We start from the raw sequence: 17022 nt of genomic DNA, 5'->3' as shown, positions 1-17022 counted from the left end.
ATGAAGCGCCCCCTCCTCCTGCTCGCCGCGCTGGCCGCGCCCGCCCTCGCCCACGCTCAGGCTGCCTATCAGCAGACCAGCCCCTATACGGTGGTCGAGACGGGGCAGAAGTTCAACCGGCTGCAGGACGCGCTTTTTGCCATTGGCGACAAGACCGGCACGATCCGCATCGACGCTGGCCGCTGGCGCGATTGCGCGGCGCAGATCGCGGGCGATGTCAAATTCGTCGCCGCCGTGCCGGGCAAGACGATCTTCGACGGGCGCCTGTGCGAGGACAAGGCGGCGCTGGTGCTGCGCGGGCGCTCCTCCCGCGTGGAAGGGCTGATCTTTGCCAATATGCGCCATCAGGACGGCAATGGCTCGGGCATCCGCCTCGAACATGGCAATCTCTCGGTCACGCAAAGCTGGTTCAAAGACAGCGACGAGGGCATTCTGGCCAACAATGACCCGCGCGGGACGATTGCCATCGACCATTCGACCTTCACCCATCTGGGCCGCTGTGATCGGGGGCTGTCCTGTGCGCATTCGGTCTATCTGAATTTCTACGACCGCGTGACCATCACCAATTCGCGCTTCGAAATGGGCGATGGCGGCCATTACATCAAGGCGCGCGCCCGCGTGGTCGACATCCGCGACAATGTTATCGACGATACCGGCGGGCGCAATTCGAACTATCTGATCGACCTGCCCGCAGGCAGTACCGGGCGGATTTCCGGCAACTGGATGGTGCAGGGGCCGCATAAGGAGAACCCCGGCACGATCATCGCCCTCTCCGCCGAGAGCCGCGATCACCCCACCGATGGGCTGGTGATCGAAGGCAACACGGTGAAAATGGCGCCGGGCGCGCCGCGAGGGCCTGCCTTTGTGCGCGACTGGTCGGGCGGGCGGATCGTGATCGGGGCGAATCAGATCGATCCGGGCGTTGTGCGTTTCGCGAAACCTTAAACCACCTGCGCCAGCAGCAGTACACAGCCCAGCCCCACCACGGAAATCGCGCTTTCCAGCATCGACCATGTGCGGAACGTGTCGCGCGTGCTCGTGCCCAGATAGGCTTTGACCAGCCAGAAGCCCGGATCATTGACGTGGGAGAAGAACACCGATCCCGCGCCAATGGCCATGACGATGAGGCTGGGGTCGATCTGATGCCCGCCCACCACGCCCGCCATAATGGCCGAGGCGGTGATCGTGGCCACTGTGGCCGAACCCGTCGCCACGCGGATCGCGGCGGCCACCAGCCATGCCATCACCACCGGTCCGACGAAATTGGCCTGCGCCAAACGGGCGAACAGCGCGGGCAGGCCGATATCGACCAGCACCTGTTTCAGCGCCCCGCCCGCACCAATACCCAGCAGGATCCCGCCCGCAGGCAACATCGCCTCGCGCCAGATCATGTCCTGAAGGGTGCGATCCGCCATACGCGGCCCCAGCAGCAGCGCCAGCCCCGCCCCATTGGCGATCAACAGCGCCACCACCGGATCGGACACCAGCGCGATGGCGGGCGGCAATTCGCCCCCGCCCATTCGCATCAAGGCCCCCGCCGCGATCAGCCCCACCGGCAGCAGCAGCACGATCAGCGCCCGCCATGCCGGTGTTGCCAACCCCTCATCCGGCTCGATCAGCGGCAGATTTTCCGTGACCACCCCTCGTGTGGTGATCCGCGCCAGCAATGGCCCGGCGATCAGCGCCGTGGGAATGGCCGCAATCAGGCCCAGCAGCATCGTGCGCGCCGGGTCCGCGCCCAATTCTCGCACCGCGATCAATGGCCCCGGATGCGGCGGCATCAGCGCATGCAGCACCGACAGGCCCGCCAGCGTGGAGAGCATCACCCGCAGGCGCAGGCTGCCCGATTGGGCGCGGTCGGCCATGCCCGCCGCGATGATGGGCAGGAGCAGCACCGTGCCGGTTTCAAAAAACAGCGGCATGCCGATCAGCAGCGCCGCCGCCAGCCCGCCCAGCGTGGCGTAGCGGTCCCCGGTGCGGTCGAGCACCGCCTTGGCCAGCGCCCGCGCCCCGCCCGAAATCTGCAGCATCGCGCCAAGGCCCAGCCCCAGCGCCACCACCATGCCGGTGCCGCGCAGGATGTCGCCAAAGCCCTTCTCGATGGTCTGGGCCAATTTGTCGGGCGGCAATTGCGCGGCAAGGCCAGTGACCAAAGCCCCGGTCAGCAGGCCCAAAAACGGATGCAGCCCCAGCCGGGCGATCAGCAGGATCGCCAGAGCGATCCCGCCGATGCTGATGCCCAGCAGCCAGATGTCAGCCGCCAGCATGGATCACAGGCCCGCCAACATCAAAGGCCAAAGCCGTGCTTGAACAGCGGCTTTTCGCTGTCATTGGGCACGGCCGGGTCCTGCTTTTCCACCGCCGCCATGCTGGAGGGCAGTTCGAAGGGCAGATGCCCCTTGGCCTTGGCCTTACCCAGCACGATGTCGAGCACGGCCTCATCGCTGGCGCCGAAATTGGCCAGCACCGCATCGGCCTTGTCCACCACATTGGCGAGGATCGCCGGACGGTCGAGGAAGATCGCAAAGACCGTGGGCTTGCCCGCGGCCTTGGCGGATTTCAGCGCGTCATAGGCGGCATCGCCGTCGCGGAAGTCCAGACGGCCTTCCTTCTGGCGGCTGCCGAAGAAATGGTTGGGGTGGAGCATTTCGGACGGGCTTTCGGCGCGCACCACGGCGAAATCGGCCTGCGCCGGATCGCTCACCACGGTTAGGCCAGCCGCCTGCGCGGCCTTGGGCTCAACGCCGAACAGCCAGACCTTCTTGCCTTTCGCCGCCACCGGCAGCAGGCCCTTGTTGGTCAGCAAAACCTGCGCCTCGCGCTGGGTCTGGGCGGCAAGGGCATGGTTGGCCGGATTGGCAATCATGCGCGCAGCCGCCGCCGGATCGACATAGGGATTGTCGAAAAGCCCCTGTTCAAACTTGGCCAGCAGAATGCGGCGCACCGATTCATCGACGCGCGCGGGCGTGATCAGCCCATCCTTGATCGCCGAAAGCAGCGGGGCAACATCCTGCGTGCCGCCGAACTGGTCGATGCCTGCCTTGATGCCTAAGGCATAGCGCTGCTCGACGGTCAGGTCATTGACGCCCCAGTCGGTGGAGATGTCCTGCGGGCGCTGGGGGGCGTCCTTGGTGGGGTTGCTGCAACGCTCGTTGCAATCCACCGTGATCGCCCAGTCGGACAGGATGATGCCTTTGTAGCCCAGCTTGCCGCGCAGCAGATCGGTGAGGAGGACCTTGCTGTAACCGGCACCATAGGGCTCCAGATCCTTGCCCAGCGGCTTGGGGCCGGAAATGATCGGATAGGTCGGCATAATGCCCGCCGAACCCGCCGCCAGCGCGCCCTTGAAGGCGGCAATATGCATGTCGAGCTGGGCAGTGGTCAGCTTGGCGATGCGGCCATAGTAATTGTGGCTGTCAAACCCTTCGGGCAATGCGCCATAGCCGACCCAGTGCTTGACCACGGTCATCACGCCATTGCGCGCCAGCCCGCCCGGGGCGCCCTGAAAGCCCTGCACATAGGCCCCGCCCAGCACGCTGGCGAGTTGCGGATCGGCGCCGAACGTGCCGGTGATGCGCGCCCAGCGCGGCTCGCTGGCCAGATCGACCTGCGGGCTCAGCGCCTCCTGAATGCCGACGGCGCGATATTCCATGCGGGCGATTTCGGCAAAGCGCTTCACACGCGCCGCATCGCCCAGCGCGCCCAGACCCAGCAGTTCGGGCCATTGCGTCACGCCGGTCGCGCTCTCGCCCGCGCCCAGCACATGGTGGAAATGGTTGCGCGGATCGGCGCTGATGGTGACGGGAATGCCAAGGCGGGTGCTCTCGGCCAGCGCCTGCACCGCGTTCGATTGCTCCGCCATCGCGGCAGGAGCCAGCGGCAGGCGGGTGATGAAACTGGAAATATGCTTGTCGCGCAGCATGGGCGCGGCCGCTTCAAGGTCATAGCCCTTGTTCGACTGGCCGATCGCGCCGCCAAGGCCCGGCAGCGTGCCATGCAGCATCTGGCCCGCCTTTTCCTCGATGCTCATGCGGGCCAGCAGATCGGCGGCGCGCACGGCAGGCGACAGGCGCCAGTCCTCATAAGGGGTCAGCTTGCCATCGCCGTCGAGGTCGCGGAAACGCAGGCCCTTGATGGTGATGATCGCCTTGCCGCGGCTTTCCACCACGGGCTGCTGAGGGGCGGCGCGCTTGGGCGCGGCGGCATGAACCGCAAGAGGGGCAGCAAGCGCAAGGAGAGATGACATCACAACGGTTTTGCGCAGCATAAGACATTCTCTCCCGGATTGAGCCATCAAAGGGGCGTCAGACATAAAGGTGGCCGAACCGCCCAAAGGGCAGCCCGGCCACAGGTCAGGGTTGGTTTACTATCAGAACTTGAAGCCGGCGCGAACGCCGTACATCAGAGGATCCGAAACCTGGAGCGTACCGTTCACGCCCGCGCCAACGGCGGTGACGAGCAGGTTGTTTTCCAGATTCTTGCCGTAGGCCTGCACGTAATAGACCTTGTTCGGCGAGTTATAGGTCACGTTGACTTCGGTCTGCGTATAGGAGGGCTGAACGAAGCGGCTGTAGATCGAGAGCGCCAGCATGTTGTAGCTCGACGAATACTTCGAACGCACACCGGCAATGATTTCGCCGCCATTGGCCAACGGCACCGTGTGGGTATAGCCCACCGTCAGCGTGGTGGTGGGCGAACGGTCCAGACGGGTGTTGGCCAGGTTCAGCGTCGGATAGGTCGCGGCATTGGGATAGAAAGTGCCGTAACGCGCGTCGAGCAGCGAGAGCTGAACGTCGAGCTTGCCGTTCTTGACGATGTTATAAGCAGCTTCAGCTTCGATACCATCCACCTTGGCCGAAGCGGCGTTGGTGGTCTGGGTGCACTGGGTGCCGCCGGCGCAGAACGGACCGACCTGGGTCAGCTGCAGGTTGTTGTAGTTATAGTGGAAGGCCGAGAAGTTCAGACGCAGCTTGTTGTCGAGCAGACGGGCCTTGGCGCCGATTTCATAGGCGGTCAGCGTTTCGGGCTGATAGTACAGCGTGCTGGCGGGCAGCGTGCAGCCCACAGCGGTGCCGGCTTCGCAACCGTCGTTGAAACCGCCGGCCTTGTAGCCGGTCGAGATCGTGCCGAACAGCATCGTGGCCGCGTTCAGGTTGTAATCGACGCCGACCTTCCAGGTGGCCTTTTCATACGAACGCTTGGCAATGTTCGGGGTGACGATGTCGCCCGGGTTGTTGCAGGCGACGGTATAGGCGCACTGGACGGTGGCGCCGGTACGGGCCTTTTCATCCTTGGTGTAGCGACCGCCGGCCGTGAAGTGCAGCTTTTCGCTGGGCGAATAGGTCACCTGGCCGAAACCGGCCACCGACGAGGACATCACATAGTGCTGCGGGAAGGCGAAGACATAGCCGACATCCGAAGGCGCATAACGCAGGCCGGTAGCCCCGTTGGTGCGGTCATAGATAGCCAGCTGGATGTCGGCGCGTTCCTTGAAGTAGTACACACCGGCCTGAGCGCGGAACGGACCCGTGCCATTGGTCGACAGGCGCAGTTCCTGGCTGTTCTGCCAGTACCAGCCGTCGAACTTGTTGGGAGCCAGACCGCCCACGTTGACCGCGCTGGCCGGGCCGTAATAGCTGTAGTTGCCTTCGTGGCGCTTGAATTCGCGATACGAACCCAGATAGTTCAGCGTCACCGCGCCGAAGTCATACTTGAAGTCCACATCAAGGCCATAGGTGGCGTTGTTGCGGCGCAGGTTGTCGGCCCAAAGCGACGCCTGCGGCAGACCATCGGCGGTCGGCGCGTTCAGCGTCAGGAGCTGGGCGTTCGACTTGCCGTTGGCGGTGTAGACCGGCATCACCGTGTTGGTGGTGTAGCCCGAATAGAAGTTGCTGGTGGGCAGCGCGTTCGAGCTGATGCCCTTCATCTGGTTATAGTCGCCGCGAACCAGCAGTTCACCGTGGTCGAACTTGAGCAGCGCCTGCAGACGGCCCGAGAACACGTCCTTGAACGGCGAGAGGTTCAGGCCCGACAGGTTGTTGCCCGCCTTGAGGAAGCTGTCGCGGTGGTCATAGTTGACCGCAGCGCGGATCGCCAGATTGTCGGTCACGGGCACGTTGATCGCGCCGCCGGCCTGGGTGTTGTTGTAATTGCCATAGGCAATGTTCACGTCGCCCTTCACCTTGTCGAAGGTGGGGCGGTTGGTGATCAGGTTGACCGCACCGGCCGTGGTGTTGCGGCCATAGAGCGTGCCCTGGGGACCGCGCAGAACTTCGACGCGGCTGATGTCGTAGAAGCTGGTTTCCTGGGCCTGCTGACGGGCGATATAGACGCCGTCCATCATGAAGGCGGCCGAGGGATCGCCCTTTTCGGTGCCGTCCGAGCTGGTCACGCCGCGAATGGTGATCTGCAGACCGTTGTTGCGGTTGATCATCACGCTGGGGACCTGATCGCCCAGGTTGGTCGGGTTGGTGATGCCCGCGGTGCGCAGCGCATCGCCCGAAACGGCGGTCAGCGCGATCGGGGTCTTGGAGGCCAGCGTTTCAAAACGCGTGGCGGTCACGATGATGTCGCCGTCGGGGCTGACCTTGGTTTCCTGCGCCATGGCGGGGCCGGCAATCGCCAGCGCGAGCATGGATGCTCCGAGAATACGAGTGAACTTCATATTGCCTATCCCTCTCCTGTTTAAGCAATTCAAATTGCCGCCTCGGCGCGGCGGATGCAGCGTCGAGACAGGCGGCCATCGGTTGAAAACGTTATCAAATTGGCAACAATTTACTGCGGCCTATCCCCTAGCTCTCGTCCGTCGCGACATGAGTAAGGCTTGGTATCGTTTTCAAAACTGCGGGAAATAAATGCGGCGCAAAGCCGCAAACCCCATTCCATCCTCTCCATTGGTGCCGGGCCAATCGATTGGCTCCGCGCTTCCTGCTCCTCGTCCTCTAACCATTTCGCCAATTCGATGCAAGTCAGTCCTGTACCCCCGAAGAACGGCGGACGATCAACTGATGCGCCAATACAACACTTTGCTCTGCAAGGGGCTTGTCATGCAGCATGGCGTCGATCATCCGCATGGCCGTTTCGCCCAGTTCATTGGTCGGCTGGCGGATGGTTGTCAGCGGCGGCGAAGCATAGGCGCCAAAGCGCAGGTCATCAAAGCCGACAATGGCAATATCACCTGGAATAGTCAGGCCTTTTTCATGAATCGCCTGCTGTGCGCCGATCGCCATTTCGTCATTGGCGCAAAACACCGCATCAGGCCGCGATTCCAGTTCGAGCAGGCGCAGCATCGCGGCATGGCCCGATTCGATCGTGAAATCGCCATCGACAATCCACCCCGCCTCCGGGGTCAGCCCGGCCTCGACCATCGCCGAATGATAGCCGCGCAGACGGTCGGCGCACAGCGAGTTGACCATCGGCCCGGTGATCGTGGCGATCCTCTTGCGACCCACCTCGATCAGATGCTGCACCGCCAGCTTGGCCGCAGCCACATTGTCGATCACCACATGCGGACAATTCAATCCGGCATAGCTCTCGCAGGCCAGCACCAGCGGCATGGGCAAAGGCTTGCCCGCCTTGACCGTGGCGCGCACCACCGAGGGCAGCAGCGAGCCGAGCAGAATCAGCCCGTCCGCCACCCGTGAGGTGACCATTTCGGCATAATAATCAAGGCGTTCCTGCTTACCCTGGGTTTCCCCGATCAGGACGCGATAGCCCAGCTCATGCGCAACATTCTCGATGCTCTGCACAATCTCGGAAAAGAACGGGTTGGCGATTTCGGGCACGATCACAATGATCGCTTCATGACGTGGCCGCCGCAATTGCTGGGCAATCGCGTTGGGCACATATTTCATTTCCTCAATCGCCTGATTGACCGCGTCGCGCTTGGCCGGACGCACCGCCTCCGGCTCTCGCAACGTTCGCGAAACCGTGGCCACCGAAACGCCTGCACGCTTGGCAATATCGCGAATGGTGACCACGCTTTGCTGTAACCCCTCTATCAGATCGTGCCCGCTTTCAGGAGTTCCGAAGCGTAATTGGCGGCCCGAGCCGACATCGCCATATAGGTCAACGACGGGTTCTGGCAACCGCTCGACGTCATGGCCGCGCCGTCCGTGACGAACAGATTGGGCACGTCATGGGCCTGGTTGTGCTTATTGAGCACGCTGGTCTTGGGATCATGGCCCATGCGCGCGGTGCCCATTTCGTGAATGCCGAGGCCCGGCGGGTGCAGCTTGCTGCTTTCCTTGATGATGCGTCCGCCCGCAGCGGTCACCATCGCCTTGGCGTCCTCCAGAATGCGGCGGCCCAGCTCCTTGTCATTCTCGCCATGCTCGCAATGGATGTTGAGCAGCGGCAGGCCCCATTCATCCTTCCTGGTCGCGCTCAGCGTCACGCGGTTTTCCGGATTGGGCAGCATTTCGCCAAAGCCCGACAGGCCGACCATCCATGCGCCCGGATGGCGGATGCGATCCTTCAGCTCGGTGCCCACGCCCGGCGCGCCCATGGCCACGCCGTGCCACCCCTGACGCATCACCCGGCCTTGATAGCCATAGCCGCGCAGATAGGGTTCGGTCTGACCATCAAGATTGCGATAGCGCGGAATGTAGATGCCGTTGGGGCGGCGGCCGCGGTGGAAGGTTTCAGGACCATCCATCACCGCCATCACGCTGGGGCCATAAACGTGGTCCATCAGATTGCGGCCCACCTGATCAGAACTGTTGGCAAGGCCGCGCGGATTGGCTTCATTGGCCGATTGCAGCAGCACCTGCGCGCTGCCGATGGTCGAGGCGCACAGGAACACCACCTTGGCCTCATAGGTCGTGCCCTTCTTGGTGTTCTGGTCGATCACGCGCACGCCGGTCGCCTTGCCGGTTTTCGGATCGGTGATGATCGAATGCACGATGGCGTCCGTCACCAGCGTCAGATTGCCGGTCCGCGTGGCGGCGGGCAGCGAGGAGGACAGGCTGGAATGATAGGCGCCGAACGAGCAGCCGCGTTCGCACAGCGAGCGGTACTGGCACGGATTGCGGCCCAGTTCGATATGGTGCGGCTGGGGCTGGGTCAGATGGGCGCAGCGGCCCATGATGACCTTGCGACCGGCAAAATTCTTCTCCACCGCCGTCTTGAACAGCTTTTCGCCGTCGGTCATCGGCATCACGGGCAGGAACTTGCCGTCGGGCAATTGGGCCAGACCATCGTTTTCGCCCGAGACGCCGATGAAGGTTTCCACCTTGTCATACCAGGGCGCCATGTCGGCATAACGGATCGGCCAGTCGACGCCGTGGCCGTCGCGGGCATTGGCGCTGAAATCCATTTCCGAATAGCGATAGGTCTGGCGCCCCCACATGATCGAGCGCCCGCCCAGATGATAGCCGCGAATCCAGCTGAAAGGCTTGTTTTCGGGGGTTTCATAGGGGTGCTGGCTGTCCTTCACCCAATATTGCTGGGTGGCGGTGTTGACCGCATAGCACTGGCGCTGGATCGGATAGTCCTTTTCCAGCACTTCCTCGGGCACGCCGCCGCCGGTGGGCAGATCCCACGGCTGCATCCAGTCATTATAGGACGCGCCATGCTCAATCTTGCGGCCACGCTCCAGCACGAGCGTTTTCAGGCCCAGTTCGCACAATTCCTTGGCGGCCATCCCGCCGCTCATCCCAGAGCCGATAACAATGGCGTCGAACATTTTACTCTCCCAGAATTCTTATCAGCCGACGTTATGGCCAGCCCAGGCGCGCGTATCCTTGGTCAGGGGGATCGAAGGCTCCCACGCGCCGGGCACATGCTCGTAGCGCAATTCGACCGTGGCTCCCGGTTCGCTCATGTAATAGGCGGTGACCAGCAGATCCTTGAGTTTGTAGTAATCGGGATTGGAGAAGTTCTCCAGATCATAGCCGGTCAGGAACGTCTTGCGCGCCGCCGGGGTCAGCAGGGCAAAGGGCTTGCCGGTCTTGGCGCGGGCGGCCGTGTCGATGGCCTTGAGCGCGGCAATATGGGCCGCGCGATGCGCCGGATTGGCCCAGTCGCGCAGCAGCCCATCCACCGTGGCGGGCACCTTGGCCTGAACCGCGCCGGGCGTGTCGGTGCGCGGGATGAATGTGTCGCTGACCGCGGCCAACAGCGCGGTGGTGGGCGCGTCAAGGAGCGATGGTTTCCTGGCCGCTGCGGCCAGCGCGTCAGCCGGCAGCGCGGACAATCCGATAAGAGCCGCAAGACCTTCCAGCATGTGACGGCGATCGAGTTCGATCATCCCCAACTTCTCCTCTTCCCGAAATTTGATTCTTGACCGATGCCGCTGGGTTCTGGCAACGTTTACAAAAATATGGGACAGAGGACGAGGCCTTGTCAACAACCACTTCATCGCAGACCCGAAAAATAAGCCTTTTCATTATGATGGCATTGCAATTGGCCATCTGGGGGGCTTGGGCGCCGAAATTGTTTCCTTACATGGGGATGCTCGGCTTTTCCGCAGGACAACAGGCACTTGTCGGCTCATGCTGGGGCATTGCCTCGGTCGTGGGCATCTTCTTTTCGAATCACTTCGCCGACCGCCACTTTGCCGCCGAACGCTTTCTGGCGGCCAGCCATCTGATCGGCGGCCTGTGCATGCTGGGTGCGGCCTATTCGACCGCCTTCATGCCGTTTTTCGCCTTTTATCTGGCCTATAGCCTCGTTTACGTTCCCACCCTGTCGGTGACCAACACGATCGCCTTTGCCAACCTCAAGGAAGGCAAGGATTTCGGCACCGTCCGCGCAGGCGGCACCGTGGGCTGGGTGATGGCCTCTTGGCCCTTCGTATTCATCCTGGGCGCGCATTCGGGCCCCGAAGAAGTCCGCTCGATCTTCATCGTCTCGGGCGTGATCTCGCTGGTGCTGGCGGCCTATTCGCTCACCCTGCCCCATACTCCGCCGAAAAAGGCCGGCGATGATGTCGATGCGCTGGCGTGGCGCCGGGCGCTGGGCCTGCTCAAGAAGCCCTTCGTGGCGGTGCTGTTCTTTGTCACCTTCATCGATTCGGTCGTGCATAACGGCTATTTCGTGATGGCCGACGCTTTCCTGACCAACCGCGTGGGGATCGCGGGCAATCTCTCGATGGTGGTCCTCTCGCTGGGCCAGATCGCCGAAGTGCTCACCATGCTGGTGCTGGGCACGGTGCTGGGCAAGCTGGGCTGGCGCAAGACGATGATCGTGGGCATTCTGGGCCACGCCGCGCGTTTTCTCGCCTTCTCCTTCCTGTCGGACAGCGTGGCCTCGATCGTCGCGGTGCAATTGCTGCACGGCATCTGCTACGCCTTCTTCTTCGCCACGGTTTACATCTTCGTGGACGAAGCCTTTCCCAAGGACGTGCGTTCGAGCGCGCAGGGCCTGTTCAACCTGCTGATCCTTGGCGTCGGCAATATGGTGGCCAGTTCCTTCTTCCCCAACCTTGTCGCCAAACTGACCGGGGTTGATGGCGTGGTCGATTATCGCACGCTGTTCCTGGTGCCTGCCGGCCTTGCCACGCTGGGCGCGCTGGTTCTGGCCTTTGCTTTTCACCCGCCGACGGCCGCACCGGCCGGGGCTTTGGAGGACGCCTGATGACCATCCATCTCAACCGCCGTGGCCTGTTGGCCGCCATGGGCGCGACCGGCCTTGCCGCCGCCGCCCCGGCCCTTGCCGCGCCCCGAACCACAATGGGCCGCAAACCTTTGTTCAAGCGCATCAACAAGCCGCTGGGCGTCCAGCTCTATGCGCTGGGCGAGGCCGCGCAAAAGGATCTGGCCGGGACGCTCAAGCGCCTTGCCGCGATCGGCTACACCGATTTCGAACTGCCCGGCCTCTATGGCCGTTCGCCCAAAGACCTGCGCGCCGATGCCGATGCGGCGGGCGTGCGCTATGGCTCGATCCACATGGGTATGCCCCAGCGCCTGCCCCCCGGCTCGCTCACGCTGATGAGCAGCCCGCAGGAAATCGCCGATGCGCTGGGCACGCTGGGCATCCGCAAGGCGGTGCTGCCGATGCCGTTGCTGCCCGACGATTTCAAAATGCCCGCCGGGGGCGACATGCGCGCCGCGCTGGTCGCGGCGGTCGATGCGGGCGGTCTGGACATGTGGAAGCGTCTGGGCGGTCTGCTCAACGAACGCGCCCACGCGCTCAAGCCCTATGGCATTGATCTGGGCTATCACAACCACAACATGGAATTCCGTCCGCAGGGCGGCACCACGGGCTATCAGGTGCTGCTGGGCGAACTGGATCCCAAGCTGGTGTTCCTTGAGCTTGACCTCGGCTGGGCGGCGGCAGGCGGGCTGGACCCGGCGGCCGAAATCCGCCGGTTGAAGGGCCGGATCAAGATGGTCCACCTCAAGGACATCAAGGCCTCGACCAAGATCAACTATGCCTTGGGTCAGGACCCGGCCGAAGTCGGTCTGGGCATGCTCAACTGGCACAAGATCCTGCCGGCCTGCGTGGAATCGGGGGTCGAGAATTTCTATGTCGAACAGGAAGCGCCCTTCACGCGCGACCGGTTCGATTCGATGAAGATCAGCTACGATTATCTGGCCAAATTCGTGGCTTAACGGGTTGACGGCGGCCATGGGCGCTTCATGCCTGCCCGTGGCCGCCGGACTTGACAGATTTGACGAGGCAAGGGATAAATCAGAATAACAATTCTGATTATTGATGGGCGTAATGCCTGTCTCCAAGGAGAGTGAAATGCGCCGCTTGCGGATGGGAATGATCGGTGGTGGGCCGGGGGCGTTTATCGGCCCGGTGCATCGGATAGCGGCGGAACTGGACCGCGAGATCGAGCTGGTGGCGGGCGCCTTCAGCTCCAGCGCGGAAAAGTCGCGCGCGGCGGGGGAAGCGTACCGGATCGATCCCTCGCGGGCCTATGCCGACATCGCCGCCATGTTGGCCGAAGAAGCCAAGCGCGCCGATCCGATTGATTTCGTGGCGATCACCACGCCCAACCATATGCACCTGCCCGCCGCCAAGGCCGCGCTGGAGGCAGGGTTTGCGGTGATCTGCGACAAGCCTGCGACCACCACGTTGCGCCAAGCCCATGAACTGGCCGCGATCGTGGAAAAGGCGGGCAAGCCCTTTGCGCTGACCTACACCTATTCGGGTTATCCGCTGGTGCGCGAGGCGCGTGCGCGCATTGCGGCGGGCGCTCTGGGCGCGATCCGCAAGGTGGTGGTGGAATATCCGCAGGGCTGGCTGTCCAAGCCCGAGACCGGCAAGCAGGCCGAATGGCGCGGCGATCCGGCGCGCAGCGGCGTTGGCGGCTGCGTGGCCGATATTGGCGTCCATGCCTTCCATCTGGCCGAATTCATCACCGGCCTTCAGGTCTCCGAGATCCTTGCCGATCTGGGCACGGTGGTTCCGGGCCGCCGCGTCGATGACGATTGCCAGATCCTGCTGCGTTTTGCGAACGGCGCGCGCGGCGCGCTGCTGGCCAGCCAGATTTCGGTGGGCGAGCGCAACGGCCTGACCATTCGCATCTATGGCGAAAAGGCGGGCCTGCGCTGGCGTCAGGAAGATCCGAATATGCTCTGGATCTATCACGATGACGGCCGCAGCGAGTTGGTGCAGGCGGGCGATCCCGGCCTTGGCGCCGATGCCGTCCGCGCCAGCCGTACGCCGGGCGGCCACCCCGAAGGCTATCTCGAAGCCTTCGCCAATCTCTACCGCGACTTCGCCCGGCAAATCCGGGGCGAGGAAGGCTCGCTGGTCCCCGGCATCGCCGATGGCCTGCGCGGCATGGCGCTGATCGAACAGTCCGTTGCGCTTTCCAAAGCGGGCGCGGGCTGGACCAAGTTCACGGTTTAAAAGGACCGACATATGAAGACCATCAAAGGCCCCGGCATTTTCCTCGCGCAATTCGCGGGCGATGCTGCGCCGTTCAATTCGCTGCCCGCCATTGCCGATTACATGGCAGGGCTGGGCTACAAGGGCATCCAGATCCCGAGCTGGGACGGGCGTCTGTTCGATCTGGCCAAGGCGGCGGAAAGCCAGACCTATTGCGACGACATCAAGGGGATGCTCGCCGACAAGGGGCTGGAGATCACCGAACTTTCGACGCATTTGCAGGGTCAGCTCGTCGCGGTTCACCCCGCCTATGACGCGCAATTCGACGGTTTCGCCGCCGAGCATGTGCGCGGCAATCCCGCCGCGCGCCAGGCTTGGGCGGTCGAGCAGATGCACTTTGCCGCCAAGGCGAGCGCGCGTCTGGGCCTGACCACCCATGCCTCGTTCCCCGGCGCGCTGGCATGGCCCTATGTCTATCCCTGGCCCCAGCGCCCCGCCGGTCTGGTCGAGGATGCGTTTGACGAACTGGCCCGCCGCTGGAAGCCGATCCTTGACGTGTTCGATGAAAACGGCGTCGATATCGGCTTTGAACTGCATCCGGGCGAGGACCTGCACGATGGCGTGACCTTCGAGATGTTCCTTGAGCGCGTGAACAACCATCCGCGCGCCAACATCCTGTATGATCCGTCGCATTTCGTGCTGCAATGTCTGGACTATCTCCAGTTCATCGACATCTATCACGAGCGCATCAAGTGCTTCCACGTCAAGGATGCCGAGTTCCGCCCCTCGGGCCGCAGCGGCGTCTATGGCGGCTATCAGAGCTGGGTCAACCGTCCCGGCCGTTTCCGCAGCCTTGGCGATGGTCAGGTCGATTTCAGCCAGATCTTCAGCAAGATGGCGCAGTATGACTATGCCGGCTGGGCCGTGCTGGAATGGGAATGCGCGTTGAAGCACCCCGAAGTGGGCGCGGCCGAAGGCGCTCCCTTCATCGCCAAGCACATCATCCCGGTCACCGAACACGCCTTCGACGATTTTGCCGCAGGCGGCGAGGATCGCGATCTCAATCGGCGCCTGATGGGGCTGTAAATTACCCAAGGCGGCATGCGGGAAAGGTTCCCTCGCCTTTCATGAAGCATCTTCATAACCGCATGCCGCTATCCCCTGCTAATCCTCATAAGCCGTTTGGGCTAAAAGCCCCGTCATACCCCACCCTTTCGGAGTGACCGGCTTATGAAAATCCGCCAGCTTGGCCAGAACGGCCCGCAAGTTTCCGCCCTTGGCTATGGCTGCATGGGGCTGGATTTCGGCTATGCCAACACGCTCTCGCGCGCGGACGGCGTCGCCATGATCCGCGCCGCGGTCGAGCGCGGCGTGACCTTTTTCGACACCGCCGAGGTCTATGGCCCGTGGACCAATGAGGAAACCGTGGGCGAGGCGCTCGAACCCTTCAAGGGACAGGTGACCATAGCCACCAAGTTCGGCTTTGACATCGACCCGGCAACCGGCGCCATGCGCGGTGTTTCCAGCCACCCCGACCGCATCCGCGCCGTGGCCGAAGCCTCGCTCAAGCGCCTGCGCGTCGATGCGCTGGACGTGTTTTACCAGCACCGCGTCGATCCCAATGTGCCGATCGAGGATGTGGCCGGAACCGTGCGCGATCTGATCGCGCAGGGCAAGGTCAGGCATTTCGGCATGAGCGAGCCCAGTGCGGCCACCCTGCGCCGCGCCCATGCGGTCCAGCCCGTCGCCATGCTGCAAAACGAATATTCGCTCTGGACGCGTCAGGTTGAAACCAACGGCATTCTCGACGCCTGCGATGAACTGGGCATCGGGCTTGTCCCCTATTCGCCGCTGGGCAAGGGTTTCCTGACCGGGGCGATCACCAGCACGGACGATGTCTCGCAGGGCGATTTCCGCGCCACCCTGCCGCGTTTTCAGGCTGACGCTCTGGCCGCCAATCTGGCGCTGGTCGAGGGCCTCAAGGCCATCGCCGCCCAGCATGGCACCACACCGGCCCAGATCGCGCTGGCATGGCTGCTGGCCCGCCGTCCCTACATCGTCCCCATCCCCGGCACGACCAAGCTGCACCGGCTGGAGGAGAACCTTGGCGCGGCGGATATCGCCCTGTCGGACACCGATCTGGCCCAGATCGGCCTGCTGCTTGCCGGAATCGAGGTCCATGGCGCGCGCTATACTCCGGCGGCCGAAGCGATGACCGGGCTGTGAGCCATAAGGTCAAGATCATCGCGAGATGGTCTTGACCATGGCCTTTGGCGGCGCGGCGGCCTATGCCTCTCCGGGTTTAAACGGCAAGGGGAGGAAAGCCCGACATGGCGGTTGATCGCAACGATCTGGCCGATCTGGCCGCCTTTCTGGTGGTGTCCGAAGAGCGCAGCTTTACCCGCGCGGCGGCCAAGCTGGGCGTGTCGCAATCGGCATTGAGCCACACGATGCGGCGGCTGGAGGCCAAGATGGGGGTGCGCCTGCTGACGCGCACCACGCGCTCGGTTTCCCCCACTGAGGCGGGCGAACGACTGGTGGCGGTGATCGGCCCCGCGCTCGATCAGATCGGCGCCGGGATCGGCGAGATCACCCAGATGCGCGAGCGGCCCGCAGGCAATATCCGCATCACCGCCTCCGAACATGCCGCAAGGAGCCTGCTCTGGCCCGCGCTGACGCGGATCCTGCCGCGCTATCCCGACATCCATGTCGAGGTCAGCATCAACAACGGCTTTGTCGATATCGTCGAGGAACGTTTCGATGCGGGCATCCGCTTGGGCGAGGCGATTGCGCGCGACATGATCGCGGTGCGCATCGGGCCTTCGCTGCGCATGGCCTGTGTCGGTTCGCCCGACTATTTCGCCCGCCATCCCATCCCCCAAACCCCGCAGGAACTGGCCCAGCACAATTGCATCAACCTGCGCATGGCCAGCAGCGGGGGCCTGTATGCCTGGGAATTTGAAAAAGAGGGCCGGGTGATGAATGTCCGCGTCGAGGGACAATTGACCTTCGGCGGGTCAAGCATGGTGCTGCAGGCCGCCGAGGCGGGCATGGGGCTGGCCATGACGGTGGATGACATCGTGCATGACAGCGTGGCATCAGGCCGTCTGGTGCGGGTGCTGGAGGACTGGTGCCCGCCCTTTGCCGGATACCACCTCTATTACCCCAGCCGCCGTCAGGCCTCACCGGCGTTTGCCTTGCTGGTCGAGGCCCTTCGGTATCGGGATTGACGGCGCG

The 17022-nt window shown here is 63.4% G+C and carries 13 protein-coding genes; 7 read left to right on the top strand and 6 right to left on the bottom strand.

All coding sequences use genetic code 11. From position 1 onward, the window contains the following. Complete coding sequence (locus tag BGP00_RS20085) at positions 1–945, top strand: right-handed parallel beta-helix repeat-containing protein (RefSeq protein ID WP_292688487.1); 945 nt, start codon at positions 1–3, stop codon at positions 943–945. Here the strand turns inward: BGP00_RS20085 and BGP00_RS20080 are convergent. The 6 genes from BGP00_RS20080 to BGP00_RS20055 form a co-directional block, all read right to left on the bottom strand. Beyond that, entirely contained in the window at positions 942–2267 is a 1326-nt protein-coding gene (locus BGP00_RS20080; RefSeq protein WP_292688485.1) for a gluconate:H+ symporter, read from the bottom strand. The two genes, BGP00_RS20085 and BGP00_RS20080, sit on opposite strands and share 4 nt — an antisense overlap. 20 nt (positions 2268–2287) lie before the next feature. After that, positions 2288–4246 carry a glycoside hydrolase family 3 N-terminal domain-containing protein gene (locus BGP00_RS20075; protein WP_292688483.1) on the bottom strand — a complete coding sequence of 653 codons (1959 nt, stop codon included), beginning with the start codon at positions 4244–4246 and terminating at the stop codon, positions 2288–2290. A 123-nt stretch (positions 4247–4369) separates the two neighbouring features. Further along, complete coding sequence (locus BGP00_RS20070) at positions 4370–6664, bottom strand: TonB-dependent receptor (protein WP_292688481.1); 2295 nt, start codon at positions 6662–6664, stop codon at positions 4370–4372. Between the two features lie 304 nt (positions 6665–6968). Next, the gene (locus BGP00_RS20065; RefSeq protein ID WP_292688479.1) at positions 6969–7979 is read right to left on the bottom strand and encodes a LacI family DNA-binding transcriptional regulator; all 1011 of its coding nucleotides are present in this window, start codon (positions 7977–7979) and stop codon (positions 6969–6971) included. Positions 7980–7999: 20 nt separating this feature from the next. Further along, entirely contained in the window at positions 8000–9685 is a 1686-nt protein-coding gene (locus tag BGP00_RS20060) for a GMC family oxidoreductase (protein WP_292688477.1), read from the bottom strand. Between the two features lie 21 nt (positions 9686–9706). Then, positions 9707–10249 carry a gluconate 2-dehydrogenase subunit 3 family protein gene (locus tag BGP00_RS20055; protein ID WP_168603409.1) on the bottom strand — a complete coding sequence of 181 codons (543 nt, stop codon included), beginning with the start codon at positions 10247–10249 and terminating at the stop codon, positions 9707–9709. A 92-nt stretch (positions 10250–10341) separates the two neighbouring features. On the opposite strand from BGP00_RS20055, the gene BGP00_RS20050 reads away from it, so the two are divergent. The 6 genes from BGP00_RS20050 to BGP00_RS20025 all read left to right on the top strand — a co-directional run bounded on the left by BGP00_RS20050 (position 10342) and on the right by BGP00_RS20025 (position 17015). Further along, entirely contained in the window at positions 10342–11577 is a 1236-nt protein-coding gene (locus tag BGP00_RS20050; RefSeq protein WP_292688474.1) for an MFS transporter, read from the top strand. Next, complete coding sequence (locus BGP00_RS20045) at positions 11577–12554, top strand: sugar phosphate isomerase/epimerase (protein WP_168603407.1); 978 nt, start codon at positions 11577–11579, stop codon at positions 12552–12554. Before BGP00_RS20050 ends, BGP00_RS20045 begins: the two co-directional genes overlap by 1 nt. Before the next feature lie 136 nt (positions 12555–12690). Further along, positions 12691–13806 (top strand): Gfo/Idh/MocA family oxidoreductase, encoded by a 1116-nt coding sequence (locus BGP00_RS20040; RefSeq protein ID WP_292688471.1) that lies wholly within the window; start codon positions 12691–12693, stop codon positions 13804–13806. A 12-nt stretch (positions 13807–13818) separates the two neighbouring features. Then, positions 13819–14871: a sugar phosphate isomerase/epimerase gene (locus tag BGP00_RS20035; protein ID WP_292688469.1), complete on the top strand. Its 1053-nt coding sequence runs from the start codon at positions 13819–13821 to the stop codon at positions 14869–14871. Between the two features lie 144 nt (positions 14872–15015). Beyond that, positions 15016–16011 (top strand): aldo/keto reductase, encoded by a 996-nt coding sequence (locus tag BGP00_RS20030; RefSeq protein WP_292688467.1) that lies wholly within the window; start codon positions 15016–15018, stop codon positions 16009–16011. A 104-nt stretch (positions 16012–16115) separates the two neighbouring features. Then, positions 16116–17015, top strand: a complete 900-nt coding sequence (locus tag BGP00_RS20025) for a LysR family transcriptional regulator (RefSeq protein WP_292688465.1) — start codon at positions 16116–16118, stop codon at positions 17013–17015. The last annotated feature ends 7 nt before the right edge of the window (positions 17016–17022 follow it).

Origin of the sequence: Novosphingobium sp. 63-713 (assembly GCF_001898925.1) — a bacterium.
In the GTDB taxonomy this organism is placed as follows: Bacteria; Pseudomonadota; Alphaproteobacteria; order Sphingomonadales; family Sphingomonadaceae; genus Novosphingobium.
This window is presented reverse-complemented; position numbering and strand designations above follow the sequence as displayed.

Bases quoted from the DNA above. Each gene is read 5' to 3' on its own strand.
- BGP00_RS20085 (WP_292688487.1), top strand. From the start codon at position 1: ATGAAGCGCCCCCTCCTCCTGCTCGCCGCGCTGGCCGCGCCCGCCCTC.
- BGP00_RS20080 (WP_292688485.1), bottom strand. From the start codon at position 2,267: ATGCTGGCGGCTGACATCTGGCTGCTGGGCATCAGCATCGGCGGGATC.
- BGP00_RS20075 (WP_292688483.1), bottom strand. From the start codon at position 4,246: ATGTCATCTCTCCTTGCGCTTGCTGCCCCTCTTGCGGTTCATGCCGCC.
- BGP00_RS20070 (WP_292688481.1), bottom strand. From the start codon at position 6,664: ATGAAGTTCACTCGTATTCTCGGAGCATCCATGCTCGCGCTGGCGATT.
- BGP00_RS20060 (WP_292688477.1), bottom strand. From the start codon at position 9,685: ATGTTCGACGCCATTGTTATCGGCTCTGGGATGAGCGGCGGGATGGCC.
- BGP00_RS20055 (WP_168603409.1), bottom strand. From the start codon at position 10,249: ATGATCGAACTCGATCGCCGTCACATGCTGGAAGGTCTTGCGGCTCTT.
- BGP00_RS20045 (WP_168603407.1), top strand. From the start codon at position 11,577: ATGACCATCCATCTCAACCGCCGTGGCCTGTTGGCCGCCATGGGCGCG.
- BGP00_RS20040 (WP_292688471.1), top strand. From the start codon at position 12,691: ATGCGCCGCTTGCGGATGGGAATGATCGGTGGTGGGCCGGGGGCGTTT.
- BGP00_RS20035 (WP_292688469.1), top strand. From the start codon at position 13,819: ATGAAGACCATCAAAGGCCCCGGCATTTTCCTCGCGCAATTCGCGGGC.
- BGP00_RS20030 (WP_292688467.1), top strand. From the start codon at position 15,016: ATGAAAATCCGCCAGCTTGGCCAGAACGGCCCGCAAGTTTCCGCCCTT.
- BGP00_RS20025 (WP_292688465.1), top strand. From the start codon at position 16,116: ATGGCGGTTGATCGCAACGATCTGGCCGATCTGGCCGCCTTTCTGGTG.